The sequence below is a fragment of the Pedococcus sp. P2_D9 genome (genome assembly GCF_056404275.1).
On sequence record NZ_JBFUEI010000003.1, the window covers coordinates 69141 to 84822 of the forward strand.

Annotated in this window: 16 protein-coding genes; 10 read left to right on the plus strand and 6 right to left on the minus strand. The window is 71.0% G+C overall.

Annotation, left to right across the window (positions count from 1 at the left end; translation table 11 throughout):
- The first annotated feature begins 22 nt into the window (after positions 1–22).
- Positions 23–511 carry a cupin domain-containing protein gene (locus AC1DXJ_RS05300; protein ID WP_477614162.1) on the plus strand — a complete coding sequence of 163 codons (489 nt, stop codon included), beginning with the start codon at positions 23–25 and terminating at the stop codon, positions 509–511.
- Between the two features lie 3 nt (positions 512–514).
- On the opposite strand, the gene AC1DXJ_RS05305 is transcribed toward AC1DXJ_RS05300, so the two are convergent.
- Entirely contained in the window at positions 515–2104 is a 1590-nt protein-coding gene (locus AC1DXJ_RS05305; protein WP_477636472.1) for a PucR family transcriptional regulator, read from the minus strand.
- A gap of 102 nt (positions 2105–2206) precedes the next feature.
- Here AC1DXJ_RS05305 and AC1DXJ_RS05310 point away from each other — a divergent pair, with 102 nt between their 5' ends.
- The 5 genes from AC1DXJ_RS05310 to AC1DXJ_RS05330 all read left to right on the plus strand — a co-directional run bounded on the left by AC1DXJ_RS05310 (position 2207) and on the right by AC1DXJ_RS05330 (position 6964).
- Entirely contained in the window at positions 2207–3475 is a 1269-nt protein-coding gene (locus AC1DXJ_RS05310) for an NAD(P)/FAD-dependent oxidoreductase (protein WP_477624543.1), read from the plus strand.
- A gap of 158 nt (positions 3476–3633) precedes the next feature.
- Positions 3634–3933 carry a metal-sensitive transcriptional regulator gene (locus AC1DXJ_RS05315; protein WP_477632841.1) on the plus strand — a complete coding sequence of 100 codons (300 nt, stop codon included), beginning with the start codon at positions 3634–3636 and terminating at the stop codon, positions 3931–3933.
- Positions 3934–4021: 88 nt separating this feature from the next.
- Entirely contained in the window at positions 4022–4240 is a 219-nt protein-coding gene (locus tag AC1DXJ_RS05320) for a heavy-metal-associated domain-containing protein (protein ID WP_477624544.1), read from the plus strand.
- A gap of 35 nt (positions 4241–4275) precedes the next feature.
- Positions 4276–6474: a heavy metal translocating P-type ATPase gene (locus AC1DXJ_RS05325; protein ID WP_477632968.1), complete on the plus strand. Its 2199-nt coding sequence runs from the start codon at positions 4276–4278 to the stop codon at positions 6472–6474.
- Between the two features lie 124 nt (positions 6475–6598).
- Positions 6599–6964 (plus strand): hypothetical protein, encoded by a 366-nt coding sequence (locus tag AC1DXJ_RS05330; protein ID WP_477624545.1) that lies wholly within the window; start codon positions 6599–6601, stop codon positions 6962–6964.
- A 121-nt stretch (positions 6965–7085) separates the two neighbouring features.
- Here AC1DXJ_RS05330 and AC1DXJ_RS05335 read toward each other — a convergent pair whose 3' ends face one another.
- Both AC1DXJ_RS05335 and AC1DXJ_RS05340 read right to left on the minus strand, forming a co-directional pair.
- Entirely contained in the window at positions 7086–8198 is a 1113-nt protein-coding gene (locus AC1DXJ_RS05335; RefSeq protein WP_477636473.1) for a lysylphosphatidylglycerol synthase transmembrane domain-containing protein, read from the minus strand.
- A gap of 139 nt (positions 8199–8337) precedes the next feature.
- Positions 8338–8688: a UBP-type zinc finger domain-containing protein gene (locus AC1DXJ_RS05340; protein WP_477624546.1), complete on the minus strand. Its 351-nt coding sequence runs from the start codon at positions 8686–8688 to the stop codon at positions 8338–8340.
- A gap of 88 nt (positions 8689–8776) precedes the next feature.
- Here AC1DXJ_RS05340 and AC1DXJ_RS05345 point away from each other — a divergent pair, with 88 nt between their 5' ends.
- Positions 8777–9283, plus strand: a complete 507-nt coding sequence (locus AC1DXJ_RS05345) for a DUF427 domain-containing protein (protein ID WP_477624547.1) — start codon at positions 8777–8779, stop codon at positions 9281–9283.
- 37 nt (positions 9284–9320) lie between these two features.
- Here the strand turns inward: AC1DXJ_RS05345 and AC1DXJ_RS05350 are convergent, their stop codons facing one another.
- Both AC1DXJ_RS05350 and AC1DXJ_RS05355 read right to left on the minus strand, forming a co-directional pair.
- A complete protein-coding gene (locus AC1DXJ_RS05350; RefSeq protein WP_477624548.1) occupies positions 9321–10244 on the minus strand; it encodes a hypothetical protein in 924 nt (307 codons plus the stop codon).
- Between the two features lie 10 nt (positions 10245–10254).
- Complete coding sequence (locus tag AC1DXJ_RS05355) at positions 10255–11175, minus strand: amidohydrolase family protein (protein ID WP_477624549.1); 921 nt, start codon at positions 11173–11175, stop codon at positions 10255–10257.
- A 102-nt stretch (positions 11176–11277) separates the two neighbouring features.
- Here AC1DXJ_RS05355 and AC1DXJ_RS05360 point away from each other — a divergent pair, with 102 nt between their 5' ends.
- From AC1DXJ_RS05360 to AC1DXJ_RS05370, 3 genes are all read left to right on the plus strand, one after another.
- On the plus strand, positions 11278–11748 hold the full coding sequence (locus AC1DXJ_RS05360) for a VOC family protein (RefSeq protein WP_477624550.1): 471 nt from the start codon (positions 11278–11280) through the stop codon (positions 11746–11748).
- Between the two features lie 187 nt (positions 11749–11935).
- Entirely contained in the window at positions 11936–13423 is a 1488-nt protein-coding gene (locus AC1DXJ_RS05365; protein ID WP_477614174.1) for a DHA2 family efflux MFS transporter permease subunit, read from the plus strand.
- A gap of 164 nt (positions 13424–13587) precedes the next feature.
- The gene (locus AC1DXJ_RS05370) at positions 13588–15189 is read left to right on the plus strand and encodes a glycoside hydrolase family 13 protein (RefSeq protein ID WP_477624624.1); all 1602 of its coding nucleotides are present in this window, start codon (positions 13588–13590) and stop codon (positions 15187–15189) included.
- A 63-nt stretch (positions 15190–15252) separates the two neighbouring features.
- Here AC1DXJ_RS05370 and AC1DXJ_RS05375 read toward each other — a convergent pair whose 3' ends face one another.
- On the minus strand, positions 15253–15672 hold the full coding sequence (locus AC1DXJ_RS05375; protein ID WP_477614175.1) for a VOC family protein: 420 nt from the start codon (positions 15670–15672) through the stop codon (positions 15253–15255).
- Positions 15673–15682 lie beyond the last annotated feature (10 nt).

Below are 15682 nucleotides of genomic sequence, written 5' to 3' on the forward strand. Positions count from 1 at the left end.
TGACCCGGGCAGGATGGCTCGCATGAGCTATCCACCGCCCCTCTACGACGGCACCACCGGCGAGGTCAGCGCGACCATCCGCCTCAGCGACGCGGCGCCAGATGTCATCTACCCCAACGGAAACCGGGTCCACTACCTGTCGACCGGCGACTCGACGGGCCGGCTCTTCGGCCTGTACCGCTGGGAGTTCGCTGGCCCGCCCAGCGGTCCGGACTCGCACTTCCACAAGACCATCGCCGAGTCGTTCTACATCCTGTCCGGCGAGGTGAGCATCTTCGACGGGAACCGCTGGAACGTCACCCGCGCGGGTGACTACGCCCATGTCCCGCCGGGCGGCCTGCACGGCTTCCGGAACGAGTCGGGCGCCGCCTCGATGCTGCTGCACTTTGCTCCTGGCGCACCCCGGGAGGCCTACTTCGAGGGACTGGCCCGCGTCGCCGCCGGCGAGACGATGACCGAGCAGGAGCGTGACGAGTTCATGCGCTACCACGACAACTACTGGGTGGACTGACGACTAGGGCCCGGACTGGGCCGCCGCGATCTGGAGGCGGACCGCGAGCCGCACGGTCGCGTCCTCGAGGTCGAGACCGGCGAGGTCGGCAATGCGGGCCATCCGGTAGCGCATCGTGTTGGGGTGCACGTGGATCGACCGGGCAGCGCGGGTGGGCGCCCCCGGGTGGTCCAGCCAGGCGGCGAGGGTGAGCAGGTAGTCGCTGTGGTGCTCCGCGTCGTGGCCCAGCAGCACCTCGAGGGGCCCGAGCGGGTCGCCGACCAGCGTGCTGGCCGCCCGCGCGACCGTGACCTCGGCCCACACCTCCTCGTGCGACACGACGGGGGGTCCCTGTCCCGCCGAACTTCCCTGTCCCGCCGAACTTCCCTGTCCCGCCGAACTTCCCTGTCCCACCGAACCGCCCTGTCCCACCACGCGATCCGTCTCCTGCGCCTCGCCTCGCGAGCGCTCCAGCTCCCCCGGCGTGTATGCCGTACGGCCGGCTCGCGCGGTCAGTGCCACCGCCTCGTCACGCGCTTGGCCGACCACCGAGCTGAGCCAGCCCCACGTGCCCGGTGAGTCGTCCTCGGAGTCGCGCACCACGGCATACCCGCGGCCGTCGAGGTCGGCGAGCAGCGGCTGGTTCCACGCGTGCCGACGGCACACTGACTCCCAGAGGTCGAGCAGGCGGACGGGGTCACCCTCCCCGCCGAGCGCGACGACGCGCCACGGACCTGGGGGCAGCCAGTCCTCCGCACCCGCGACGTTGCCGGACAGGACACCGCGCAGGCGGTCGGCCGCGACGCGGCGTGAGAGGTCGGCCTGGGCGCGCAACCGCAGCAGGTGAAGGGCAACCACGGACGAGGTCTGGACCAGCTCGGTGACGAGGGCCGCGGGCGGGCGCTCCTCCACCACGGCCCAGATGGAGCCCAACCACTCACCGCCGGCGCGCACGGGGATGACCAGCCGGGGTTTGGTGCCTCCCGAGGCCGGGACGTAGACGGGCTCCGCCGACCGGGCGAGCCGTCGGAACACGCCTTGCGCGCGCAGGGTCGCGAGCACCTCGTCGGGCACGCGCCGACCCACGATCGTCGACACGCGGGCGGGGTCGGCGAGGTCCTGGCGTGAGGAGTAGGCGAGCACCCTCGACTGGGCGTCCTCGATCGTGACGGGGGCGTCGACCAGGGCGGCCGCCGCGTCGGCGAGCGCGAACAGGTCGTCCTGCACCGGTGCGTCGTCGCGCCGCCCCGGTCCGACCGCCGCCCTGTCGATGACGCCACGCAGCAACCAGACGAGGTGGGCCCAGGACGCCTGTTCCGCGAGCTCCACCAGGACGATCCCACTGCGCCGGGCGCGGTCGCGAACCGTGCGCCGCCGGGCTATGCTCCGCCGGAGCACCACCCCTCCGGCGCCGGCCGACGCGGCGCGTTGCACGAGGTCGGAAGCGGCCTCCGCCGACTCCACCCCCACCCCCAGGACCAGGTCGCCCGGCTGGCCCACGATGCCCTGAGCCGGTTCGGCGATGGTGAGGTCGTCGACCTCGGCGCCGTCACGCTCGACGCCCAGGGCAAGGAGGCCGCCGAGGGCGGCCACGAGGTCGGTGACGGCAAGCACCCACCCAGCATCGCGCGGGTTGTGTCCTCAACACAAGCGAATGGATCTGATTCGTGCTGTTGGGACAAGGCGGCATACCCGTCGTCCTGTCACTCTCGATGCATGGCTCCCATCACCGCAGCAGGTCTTCCCGTTCCCCAGCGCGTCGCCGTCGTCGGCGCCGGCATGGTCGGTCTGTCCACCGCCTGGTTCCTCCAGGAGCACGGTGTCGAGGTGACCGTCCTCGACCGCGAGGGTGTCGCCGCGGGTTCGTCGTGGGGCAACGCCGGGTGGCTCACGCCGGGCATCGCGACGCCGCTTCCGGAGCCGGCCGTGCTCAAGTACGGCCTGCGCGCCGTCCTGTCGCCGTCCTCGCCGGTCTACGTGCCGCCGAGCGCCGACCCCAAGTTCCTCAAGTTCGTCACCGGGTTCACCAAGAACTCGACGATGAAGGCCTGGAAGAAGGCCATGGGCTCGCTCGTGCCGGTCAACGACCTGTCGCTCGAGAGCTTCGACCTGCTGCGCGACGGTGGTGTCCAGGCCGACACCCGTGAGGCCAAGTCGTTTCTCGCGTCCTACCGCACCGAGGCCGAGCGCGTGACCCTGCTCGAGGAGATCGAGCACATCCACGCCGCCGGGCAGGACATCGAGTTCGACGCCCTGACGGGTGACCAGGCCCGCACCATCGAGCCGAGCCTGTCCGACGAGATCGGCGCGGCCATCCTGCTCAAGGGCCAGCGGTTCATCGACCCCGGCACCTACGTGCACGCGCTGGCCGACTCGGTGAAGGCGCGCGGCGGCAAGATCATGGATGCCTCGACGGTCGCCGACATCCGCGACACCGGCGCCGGCGTCGTTGTCACCACGGCCGAGGGTTCGGTCGAGGAGTTCGACGCGGCGGTCCTCGCGACCGGTGCCTGGCTCGGCAAGCTGGCTCGTCAGTTCGGCGTGAAGAACGTCGTGCAGGCCGGCCGCGGGTACTCCTTCTCCGTCGCCATCGACCACGTGCCCAACGGTCCGGTCTACTTCCCGGCCCAGCGCGTCGCCTGCACGCCGATCGGTGACCGGCTGCGCGTCGCCGGGATGATGGAGTTCCGCAAGCCCGAGGCCGCACTCGACCAGCGCCGCATCCAGGCCATCGCCGAGGCCGCCCGCCCGCTCCTGCGCGGCGCCGACCTCGACAACCGCCAGGACGAGTGGGTCGGCTCGCGCCCGTGCACCGTCGACGGCCTGCCGCTCATCGGCGCCACCAAGTCGCCGCGCGTCTTCGCCGCGGGTGGTCACGGCATGTGGGGCATCACCCTCGGCCCGGTCACCGGTCGACTCCTCGCCGAGACCATGGTCACCGGCAAGCAGGTCGAGCAGCTCAAGCCGTTCGACCCGATGCGCTGACACCCTTCCCCCGAAGCGTGCAGCAACCTTTGCTAACAAAGGTTGAGTGATGGCGGACAGGTTGCAACCTGTCCGCCATTCATTTTCCTTTGCTGGCAAAGGTTACTGCGGTGGGGGCGGGGGGTTGACTGGATACCATAGGGGGGTATGGTGTGTGCATGAGTGAGAGCGAAGCGCAGCCCGGGTACCACGACCAGAAGGACAGCCACCTCAAGCGACTGCGCCGCATCGAGGGCCAGGTTCGCGGGCTGCAGCGCATGGTCGAGGAGGACAAGTACTGCATCGACATCCTCACCCAGGTGTCCGCGGCGACCAAGGCCCTGCAGTCCTTCTCGCTCGAGCTGCTCGAGGAACACCTCGGACACTGTGTCGTCGACGCCGCCCGCAAGGGTGGGCCCGAGGCGCAGGAGAAGGTCCGCGAGGCCTCCGACGCGATCGCCCGACTGGTCCGTTCCTGAGCCCGCTGGCACGACAGCCCGCCGCACGACCATCTCGGCGGCACCCCCACCACCGCGACACCACCGCGACATCAGCAAGGAGCACCACATGGGCACCCAGAACTTCGCCGTCGACGGCATGACCTGCGGCCACTGCGCGAGCGCCGTGACGGAGGAGCTCACGGCGCTCGACGGCGTCACCGACGTCCGGGTCGACCTCGTGGCCGGCGGCACCTCCGCCGTCACCGTCGACGCGACGCGCGAGCTCACCCCTGCCGAGGTGGCGGCTGCCCTCGACGAGGCGGGCAGCTACAGCCTCGTGCCGTGAGCTCCCCCAGCAGCGTCGAGCTCGTCATCGGGGGCATGACGTGCGCCTCGTGCGCGACCCGGATCGAGAAGAAGCTCAACAAGATCGACGGCGTGACCGCGACGGTCAACTACGCCACCGAGAAGGCCAAGGTCACCTTCCCCGAGAACGTCACGACCGACGACCTCCTGGAGACCGTCGAGCGGACCGGCTACACCGCCACCCTTCCCGTCGTCGAGCCCGAGCAGGCAGCGAGCAGGGAGCCAGACCCGACCGCGGCCCTGCGCCACCGGCTGTTCGTCTCCGTCGCCCTGGCCCTGCCGGTCGTGCTGATGGCGATGGTCCCGGCGTGGCAGTTCCGCTACTGGCAGTGGGCTTCGCTCACGTTGGCGGCACCGGTCGTCTTCTGGGGTGGCTGGCAGTTCCACCGCGCGGCCTGGACCAACCTCCGGCACGGCCAGTCGACCATGGACACCCTGATCTCGGTCGGCACCCTGGCCGCGTTCGGCTGGTCCGTCTACGCGTTGTTCTTCGGCACTGCCGGCACCCCCGGCATGACCCACGCCTTCCGGTTCGCCCTCGAGCGTGGTGACGGCGCCGACAACATCTACCTCGAAGCCGCCGCAGGGGTGACCGCCTTCCTGCTGGCCGGTCGCTACGCCGAGGCGCGCGCAAAGCGAGCCTCGGGCGCAGCGCTGCGAGCGTTGCTGGAGCTCGGCGCCAAGGAGGTCGCCGTCCTCCGCGAGGAAGGCGACACCAGCCGCGCGGAGCTCATTCCGGTCGACCAGCTGGCCGTGGGTATGCGCTTCGTCGTGCGGCCGGGGGACAAGATCGCGACCGACGGCACCATCGAGCAGGGCACCTCGGCCGTGGATGCCTCGATGGTCACCGGCGAGTCGGTGCCGGCAGAGGTCGGGCCCGGCGACGCCGTCATCGGAGCCACCGTCAACGCAGGCGGCCGACTCGTCGTGCGAGCCACCCGGGTCGGCGGGGACACCCAGCTCGCCCAGATGGCCAGGCTCGTCGAGGACGCCCAGAACGGCAAGGCCGACGTGCAGCGACTGGCCGACCGCGTGTCCGGGATCTTCGTGCCCGTCGTCATCGTCCTGTCCGCCGGCACCCTCCTCGTCTGGGTAGCCACCGGCGGCGGCTGGACCGCAGCCTTCACCGCGGCTGTCGCGGTCCTGATCATCGCCTGTCCGTGCGCACTGGGCCTCGCGACCCCGACGGCCCTCATGGTCGGCACCGGGCGCGGCGCCCAGCTCGGGTTGCTCATCCGCGGCCCCGAGGTCCTGGAGTCGACCCGTCGCGTCGACACGGTCGTGCTCGACAAGACCGGCACCGTCACCACGGGGCGGATGACCCTGACCGAGGTCGTGCCCGCCGACGGCGAAGACGCTGTGGAGGTGCTGCGCCTGGCGGGGGCGCTGGAAGACGCCTCGGAGCACCCCGTCGCCCGCGCCATCGGAGCCGCCGCACGCGAGGCCGGCAGGGTCCCGGCCGTGGAGGGCTTCGCGAGCGCCGAGGGCCTCGGGGTCCGGGGCACCGTCGACGGCCACGCCGTGGTGGTGGGTCGGCCTCGCCTGCTCACCGACTGGTCCGTCCCCGTCCCCGACCAGCTCGCGTATGCCGTGAACACGGCCCAGCAGCGGGGCGCCACTGCCGTGGTGGTCGCCTGGGACGGCGTCGCCCGCGGGGTGCTGGTCGTCGCCGACACCGTCAAGGAGAGCTCGGCCGAGGCGGTTGCCGAGCTGAAGGCGCTGGGCTTGCACCCGATCCTCCTCACCGGTGACAACGCGGCCGCCGCACGCGAGATCGCGGGCCAGGTCGGCATCCACGACGTCATCGCCGACGTGCTGCCCCAGGAGAAGGTCGACGTCGTGAAACGCCTTCAGGCGCAAGGCAAGACGGTCGCGATGGTCGGCGACGGGGTCAACGACGCGGCAGCTCTGGCCCAGGCCGACCTCGGCCTGGCCATGGGCACCGGGAGCGACGTGGCCATCGAGGCGAGCGACCTCACGCTGGTCCGCGGGGACCTCCGGTCGGCCCCGGACGCGATCCGGTTGGCCCGGCGCACGCTCGGCATCATCAAGGGCAACCTCTTCTGGGCCTTCGCCTACAACGTCGCCGCCATCCCGCTCGCCGCACTGGGCCTGCTCAGTCCGATGATCGCCGGTGCCGCGATGGCACTGTCCTCGGTTTTCGTCGTGACCAACAGCCTGCGCCTGCGCGGCTTCAAGGCCACCGCACCCTGAGCCGGCCAGGCGGCATACCTCGGTGCTCATCCCGCCCCGCCCTGCAGCCAGCCCCTGCAGCAACCCCCCGGAGCAACCCCCTGCACCAACCTTTGCTTGAGAGGGCAGGTGGCAGGATCGAGTCGTGAGCGCCGACCTGCGAGCCCTTTTGCAGTCCTCGCTGCTGCCCGCGATGCGCGTCGGCGACAAGGACACCGTCGACGTCGTCCGCTCGGCGCTCGCCGCGATCGCGAATGCCGAAGCCGTGCCCGTCGACGACGCCTCTGCGCTCACTGAGGGCCCGATCGCCGGAGCAGCGGTCGGGGTGGGTGCCACGGAGGCGCCTCGCCGCGAACTGACGCCCGAGGAGGTGCGCGAGATCGTCGAGGGCGAGCGCCAGGAGCGCGTCCACGCCGCCCAGGAGTCGGAGGCTGGCGGGCTCGGGGAGTATGCCGGGCGGCTGCGAACCCAGGCCGCCGTACTCGCCTTCCTCCTCGAGCGCTCTGACTGACGAACCACACCGTGCGGCGAGGGGGCGGACGCTGGGGTCCGCGGCCTGGCGCCGAGTGTTTGAAGGATCCGACGCACCAGGACCCGTCGGATCCTTCAAACTCGCGGGGTCGGAGCGTGAGTCAGGCGGCGAGGGCCAGGCTGCGCCGGCGCAGCGACCAGGCCAGCATCGACAGCCCGCCCACCGGGATCTCCATGCCGAAGATGAACGCCCGGTAGAGAAGCACACCCGCCGCGGCAACGGCCGGTTCGCCGTGGAAGGCCACCAGCACCCCGGTCATGCCGAGCTCGACGATGCCGGTCGCACCGGGCGTGATCGCCACCATCGTGAGGATGCGCTCGACGGCGAAGGCTGCCCCGACCACGGCGGGGGGCACGTCGGCCCCGACCACGCGCAGACAGGCCCAGAGGAGCACGGCCTGCAGCGCGGCATACGCGAGCTTGCCACCGACCATCCGTCCCCAGCCGGCGGCCACCAGCCCGGCACTCTCGCGGCGGAACGACGCGGCACGCTCGGCATACCCCTCGTCGGCGACGGGGAGGAACCGCACCCGCGCGACCACGCGGTCGGCGAGGCGGCCCAGCCAGCGCACGGCCCGGTCGTCACGCGCGACCAGCCACACGGCGGCGACGCTGCCGGTGAGCAGACCCAGGCCGAGGTAGGCCGCAGTGCTGACGCTGCTGGACACCTCGACGCCGGCCACCCCGAGCCAGCACAGCGCCAGACCGGGCAGGATGAACTTGAGCAGGGTGTCGACGAGGTCGGTCAGCACGGCCCAGCGGGCGAAGGCGGGTGACTCGAAGCCCCACGACCGAGCCATCCGCCAGTTGGCCACCGTGCCGGCGGCGCCGCCCAGGGGGAGCAGGTTGGAGACGAAGGATCCGGTGAGGTTGAGCATGAGGGCCCGGCGGTGCGACAACCCGGGCATCGCGGCGGTCAGGGCCGGGGTGTGCACCCACAGCCCCGCGAGCCACACCAGTGCGAGGACGGCCAGCTGACCGATCGACAGGCTCTTGAGCACGGTGGCGATGTCGACCCACTGGGCACCCGCCACCTTGGGCAGGGCGAGGGCCACGATTCCGGTGGCGAGGGCGCCGGAGACGAGCAGCTTGGCGGCCCCCCTCCCGCCGCGACCGCCCCCCGGCGGGCGGCGGGCGACCCGAACCCGCGCGGTCAGCGGCCGCAGTGGTGCGGTCAGCGCCGTCGGCGGGAGCAGCTCGGTGTGGAGGGCCATACCTGAAACCGTCCCGCGAACGGGGCACCCACCACATCCGGCAACATACCTAGATGAACCCCTGAACGTGACTAGTCATCTCAGGGTCAACCCTGAGCCGATCGACCCCCTCGGGACGACACCACGACGGTCGGCGCACCTAGTGGACGTGCTGCTGCCAGTCGGCGGGCACGGCGCCCGCAGGGCCGGGAGTGGGCTGGTCCAGCGGGTGGTGCAGTGGGGCGGCCAGGTCCGGACCCCGGAAGGCGCGTTCATCACCGAAGTGCCAGAACCAGTCCTCCCCGGGCTCGAACGAACGGATCACCGGGTGGCCCGTCTCCTCGTAGTGGTGCGACGCGTGCTGGCTCGGCGAGGTGTCGCAGCAGCCGATGTGGCCGCACTGGGCGCACCTCCGAAGGTGCACCCACCACCCTTGTGCTGCAACGCATTCCACGCAACCGTCCCCGCTCGGGGGGACCTCGGGGTCGATGCCCGTCTGCTTCCCTGCCATCTGCCACCTCCGTGTGCCACCGCCGTCCGCCCAACGTACCCGCCGGCGCCGAGCGCCGCTCCCAGGCGCGGGGCCCTAGCGTGAGGTCATGCCACGACCCACGCCTGAACCCACCTCGCCCGGCTCACCCGGGCAGGAGTCGGTCTGGGACTACCCACGGCCGCCCCGGGTCGAACCCAGCGCGGAGACCGTCGAGGTGTGGCTCGGTGGCCTCCGCATCGCGTGGACCACGGCGTCGTGGCGCGTCCTGGAGACGAGCCACCCCCCGACCTACTACCTGCCGCGCGACGCCTTCGTCGACGGGGCCCTGCGTCCCACCGGGGGATCGTCGTGGTGCGAGTGGAAGGGTCAGGCGTCCTACCTCGACCTGGTCGCGGGCGGCGTGGTCGCCCCACGCGCGGGGTGGTCCTACCCGCGACCGACGCCGGGCTTCGAGGTGCTCACGGATGCCGTGGCGGTGATGCCCGGGCAGGTGGACCGGTGCGTCGTGGGCGGTGAGGTGGTCCGCCCCCAGGCCGGAGGCTTCTACGGCGGGTGGATCACCGACCGCGTCGTCGGCCCCTTCAAGGGCGGACCCGGCACGCACGGGTGGTGACCCGAGCGGCGCCAGGGGCCTGCTCGCCGGCTGGGCTTCAGTCGCGGCCGCGCGCGTCGTCCAGCGCCAGCTCCGCGGTATGCCGCGTGGCCTCGGCCTGCTTGCGCGCCCGGACCGCGTCGGTGACCGCTTCCAGCGCGCGTTCGTCGGCCTCCCTGGCCTTGGTGAGCTGGCGCTCGACGACGGCCAGCCGCTCCCTCGTCTCCTCCGCCCGTTCGCGTGCCGCGTCGACGGCGGCCTGGGCTTCGGCCAGCTGGCGCTCGGCCACGGCCAGCGCCTCTTCGAGGTCCTCGGCAGACGGCGGCTCGTCGCCGTCACTGCCTTCGTCGTCCTGCCCGTCCTGTCCCGCGCTGTCGGTGGAGTCGGCGTCACGGACGCCCGATCCCCTGCCCGGTCCCCCGCCCGGTCCCCGGCCACGACCGCCCGGGAGGATGGTCAGGATCGCTCCCCCGGCGGTGCGCGCCACGGCCTCGGCCAGGTCGACCTCGCCGAAACCGCTGTAGGACAACGCCCGCGTGAGCTGACCGGACGTCACGGCGGCGGACGCGCGCTCGTCGGCGAGCGCGGCGATCGCCGTCGCCCGGACGTCCTGTTGGGCTGCCGCGCTGAGGCTGCGGCCAGATGCACTGACCGCGTCGGACGCCGCGCGGACGAACGCGTCCACCGCGGCATCACGGTCGCCGCGCATGGCGGTGAGGGACCCCGTGTCCATCCGCGACTGCGCCCCCCGCATCGTCGCGCCGAGGTCGGTCAGCGCCGACACGACTTCCGGCACCGTGCGCGCCGCGAGGTTGACTGCCCAGGCCGCGAGGCTGGGCTTGCGGAGCTTGCCGATCTCGGTCGCGGCCGGGGCGTCGCCGTCCGCCTTCGCCGCAGCGACGAGGGCGGACCTGGCCGCCATGAACTCATCGGGCGCGGCGGCATACAGGCTCTGCATGGCGGTGGCGAGCCGGTCGGTCACGGGAGTCTCGTCAGGCAACCTGGTCCTCCAGTCCGAGCAAGCGTGCTCCGTTGTGCCACAACACCTTTCGCATCCACTCATCCCCCAGACCGAGACGGTGCAGCGCCTCGATCTGGTGGGCGTAGGGATAGGGGATGTTGGGGAAGTCCGTGCCCAGCACCACGCGGTCACCGAGGGCGGCGAGGCGCTCAACGTAGGCGGGGGTCAGCGGCGCGAACTGGTTGCTGAAGTCGGTGCCGGCCATCGTCGTGTCGAGGTGCACACGGGGGAAGGTCTCGGCCAGGTCGGCGAAGGCGTCGTACTCGTCCATCCCGAGGTGTGCGATGACCAGGGTCAGCTCGGGGTGCCGGTCCAGGACTGCGGCGACCGCCTTGGGTCCCGTGTAGGCGCCTTCCTTGGGGGCCGACCCGGCGTGCAGCACGACCGGAGCACCAGCCCGCTCCAGCGCGTCCCAGGCCGGGTCGAGCAAGGGGTCGTCCGGGCTGTAGCCACCCACCTGGACGTGCATCTTGAACAGCCGTGCTCCCGAGTCCAAGGACCGCTCCACCTGCTCGCCGACCCCCGGCTCGGGGAACAACGTGGCGCAGTGGACGGCCCCGTCGACCCGCGCGGCGAAGTCGGCGCACCAGTCGTTGAGCCAGGCCGCCATGCCGGGCTTGTGCGGGTAGGCGAGCGCCGGGATGGCCCGGACACCGAGGGCCCGGAGGGTCTCGAGGCGGGTCGCCTCGTCATCGCGGTAGTGGATCGGCCACGGTTGGCCGTAGTTCCGCTCGGCCTCGTCGAAGTAGGCCCACACCTTGGCGAGCATCGGCTCGGGCAGGAAGTGCACGTGGATGTCGGCCAGACCCGGCACGTCGAGGGCCCGCCAGTAGGCCGGGACGTCCGCGTCGGCGCGCGGTGCGCTGAGCAGCGACGGAGGTGACGGGGCCACGGTGGCGACGCTACGGCATACCCGCCGATGAGTTCGGACGTCGGCGGCGGTCAACACCTGCAGGACGCGGGCACCCGCGCCGGCACACGGAAGGAGCACGTCATGCCACGCCAGTACGTCTGCCTGTGGTTCGACCGACAGGCCCAGGACGCCGCGGAGTTCTACACGTCGGTGTTCCCCAACTCGACCATCGGCACGATCGCCCGCTATCCGGAGGGGAGTGGTGATCGCGCCGGTGAGGTGCTGACGGTGGGCTTCGAGCTCGACGGGGTGCCCTACGTGGCGCTGAACGGCGGGCCACAGTTCACCTTCGACGAGGCGGTCTCGATCACGATCGACTGCAAGGACCAGGCCGAGATCGACCAGTACTGGGAGGCCCTGACCGCCGACGGCGGCGAGGAAGGTCCCTGCGGCTGGCTGAAGGACCGGTTCGGCCTGTCCTGGCAGGTCGTGCCGGAGAACTGGGACGAGATCGCCAGTGGCGACCCCGACCGTGCCGCCAAGGTCTTCGCCGCGATGATGACGATGCACAAGCTCGACATCGCCGCCCTCGAAGCGGCCGGCAACGCCTGACGGTCGGTCGGCAACGACCGGCCGAGGGTCGGTCGACAACGACCGGCCAACCCTCCCACCTGCACCGATGCCGCGCCCGCAAAAAGGGTGTGTGGGCTGTCAGTACGCAGGTCTAGGATTTTTCCTGCGTCACGCACCGTTGCGGGGGAAGCGCGACGACTCACATCCGTTCCCGAGAGGACCCCCAGTGTCTGCACCTGCCACGACACCTGTCGTCTACCCCGAGAAGATCGACGCCGCCGTCCTGAAGGTCGCTGGCGTCGTCGTCCTCGGGGCCATCATGTCGATCCTCGACATCACCGTCGTCAACGTCGCGCTGCGCACCTTCCAGACGGCCTTCGGCGGCGAGCCACTCGCGTACTCCACCGTCGCGTGGACGGTGACCGGCTACACCCTTGCGCTCGCGACGGTGATCCCGCTGTCCGGCTGGGCGGCCGACCGCTTCGGCACCAAGCGCCTCTACATGCTCGCGATCCTGCTGTTCACCCTCGGCTCGGTCCTGTGCGCTGCGGCGACGTCGATCGGCATGTTGATCGGCTTCCGCGTCCTCCAGGGCCTCGGCGGCGGGATGCTGATGCCGCTCGGCATGACGATCATGACCCGCGCCGCCGGCCCCGCCCGGATGGGCCGCCTGATGGCCATCCTCGGCGTGCCGATGCTGCTCGGCCCGATCTTCGGCCCCATCCTCGGTGGCTGGCTGATCGACCACTTCAGCTGGCACTACATCTTCCTGATCAATGCCCCGATCGGGCTCGTTGCCCTGGTCTACGCAGGGCTCGCGCTGGCCAAGGACAACCCCCAGCCGTCCGAGTCGTTCGACTTCGTCGGCATGCTGATGATGAGCCCCGGGTTGGCACTCTTCCTCTACGGCGTCTCGTCCATCCCCGGTGAGGGCGGCATCGGCCACGCCAAGGTGCTGGTCCCGGGCTTCGTCGGGTTGGCCCTGATGGTCGCGTTCGTGCTCTACAGCTTCCGGCCCAAGCACCCGCTGCTCGACCTTCGACTGTTCAAGAACCGCAACCTCACGGTCTCGGTCATCACGATGTTCATCTTCGCGGCGTCGTTCTTCGGCGGCCTGCTGCTCGTGCCCCAGTTCCTCCAGCAGGTCCAGGGCGAGACACCGCTGAACGCAGGCTGGCTGGTCGCCCCGCAGGGCGTCGGCGCCATGCTGACCATGCCGATCGCCGGCACCCTGGTCGACAAGTTCCCGGTCGGGCGGATCGTGCCGTTCGGACTGGTGCTCATCATCGGCGGCATGTTCGCGCTGACCCAGATCGAGGCGGACTCCTCACACTGGGGCTTCCTCATCCCGGTGCTGTTCGTCATGGGGCTGGGCATGGGCGGCACGATGATGCCGATCTTCACCACTGCGCTCAAGACGCTCACCCACCACGAGGTCGCGCGAGGGTCGACGCTGCTCAACATCACCCAGCAGATCGCCAGCTCCGTCGGCGTGGCCCTGTTCTCGGTGGTCCTGACCAACGCCCTCAAGGACAACCCGCCGTCCAGCCCAGCGCAGGCACCGGTCGCGGCTGCGAGCGCGTTCGCCCACACCTACTGGTGGGCGGCGATCCTGGTGAGCCTGACGCTGATCCCGGCGTACTTCCTGCCGCGCAAGCAGGAGAAGTCGCACCTGCTCGACGAACAAGGAGTGCCGCCTGTGGTGGTCCACTGACGAGGCCCCACGCCCTCGTCGCGGGCCTGCGACCTCCACGACATCGGCGTCCGACCCACGGGTCGGGCGCCGATGCGCGTGCCCTGTCGGAAGCTGCTCGGAGCCAGTAGGTTCAGCCTGTGGCAGTCGACCCAGAGCCGTCCCCGTGGTGGCGCTCCGCTGTGATGTACCAGGTCTACCCGCGCAGCTTCGCCGACGGGAACGGCGACGGGGAGGGCGACCTGCAGGGCCTGCGGGCCAAGCTTCCCTACCTCGCCGACCTCGGGGTCGACGGGCTCTGGATCTCGCCGTGGTTTCCCTCGCCGATGGCTGACGGAGGCTACGACGTCAGCGACTTCCGCGGCATACACCCGATGTTCGGGTCCCTCGAGGACGCAGACGCCGTCCTGAGCGAGGCCCGCGCCCTCGGCCTGCGGGTCATCATCGACCTCGTCCCCAACCACACGTCCGACCAGCACCCGTGGTTCCTCGCGGCCCTCGCGGCCGGGTCGGGGTCGCCGGAGCGCGCGCGCTACTTCTTCCGCGACGGCCGAGGTGCCGATGGAGGCGAGCCCCCCAACAACTGGATCAGCGCGTTCGGCGGGCCGGCCTGGACGCGGATCGTCGAGCCGGACGGTTCGCCGGGGCAGTGGTACCTCCACCTGTTCGCCCCCGAACAGCCCGACCTCGACTGGAGCAACGAGGCAGTGCTGGACGACTTCGACGACGTGCTGCGGTTCTGGTTCGACCGCGGGGTCGACGGACTGCGCATCGACGCTGCGCCCGCCATGTCCAAGAAGGCAGGGCTGCCGGACGCCGACTACGGCGGGGTGCTGCAGTTCCGCACCGTCGACTGGGACGACAACCCGCACTGGGACGTCGACACGGTGCACGACATCTTCCGGCGGTGGCGGGCTATCGCCGACACCTACGACGGTGACCGCGCGTTCGTCGCCGAGGCCGTCGTCAGCACGCCGGAGCGGCTGGCCGCCTACCTGCGCCCCGACGAGATGCACACCGCCTTCAACTTCCCCTACCTCAAGGGGCCGTGGGAGGCCGGGCCGCTGCGCCAGGTCATCGACGACACGCTGTCGTCGTTCGCGCCGCTGGGCGTGCCTTCCACGTGGGTGCTGACCAGCCACGACGAGATCCGTCCGGTCACCCGCTACGGCCGGCCGACGACAAGCTCGTACTTCATCAGCGACGGTGAGGGCGAGGTGTCCGACCTGGCGCTGGGGACGCGGCGTGCACGGGCAGCCGCGATGCTGATGCTCGCGCTGCCGGGTGGTGCCTACATCTACCAGGGAGAGGAGCTCGGCCTGCCCAACGTCGACGACCTGCCCGACGAGGTGCTCCAGGATCCGATGTTCCTGCGCAGCGGCGGCGAGATGCGCGGACGAGACGGCTGCAGGGTGCCGTTGCCATGGAGCGGGCAGGAGCCTCCCTTCGGATTCTCCCCCGACGGCGTCACGCCATGGCTGCCGCAGCCGCAGTCGTGGAGAGAGCTCACCGTCGAGGCGCAGGATGGCGACCCGGCATCGATGCTGGCGCTCTACCGCCAAGCCTTGCGACTGCGCCGCGACACCGGAGGGCTCGATGGCGAGGAGCTCGCGTGGCGCGAGTCGGCACCTGACGTCCTCGACTTCGAGCGTGGTGAGGCGCTGCGCTGCGTCGCCAACCTCTCAGGCATTCCGGTCGAGCTGCCCGTGGACCGCGTGCTGCTGTCGAGCATCCCTCTCGAGGACGGGCTGCTTCCCACCGACGCGACGGCCTGGCTCCGCCCCTAGACCCACTTCTGGCCCACTGTTAGTCGGGACACGGTCGGCGTCCGGCCCCGTCGAGCCGACGACCTAGGCGGGCGTCCCGGCGATGTTGACCATCCAGCCGATGCCGAACTGGTCGGTGCACATGCCGAACTCGTCGCCCCACATCTGCTTCTCCAGCGGCACCGAGACCGTGCCGTCGGCCGACAGCTTGTCCCAGTAGCCACGCAACTCGTCGCCGTCGTCGCCCTCGCCGGAGAGGCTGACCGAGATGCTGGTGCCGGGGGTGTAGTCCATGCCGGGCGGGGTGTCGGCGGCCATGATGGTGAAGCCGGCGGGGGTCTTGAGGTTGCCGTGCATGATGCCGTCGGCACCGGGCTGGCTGGGGTCGCCGTACTCCCCGAAGGTGCTCACCGTCAGCTCACCGCCGAAGGTCTCCTGGTAGAACTCCAACGCCTGCCGGGCGTTGTCCTGGAACGAGATGTAGGGGTTGAGGATCGAGGCCATGACGCGCTCC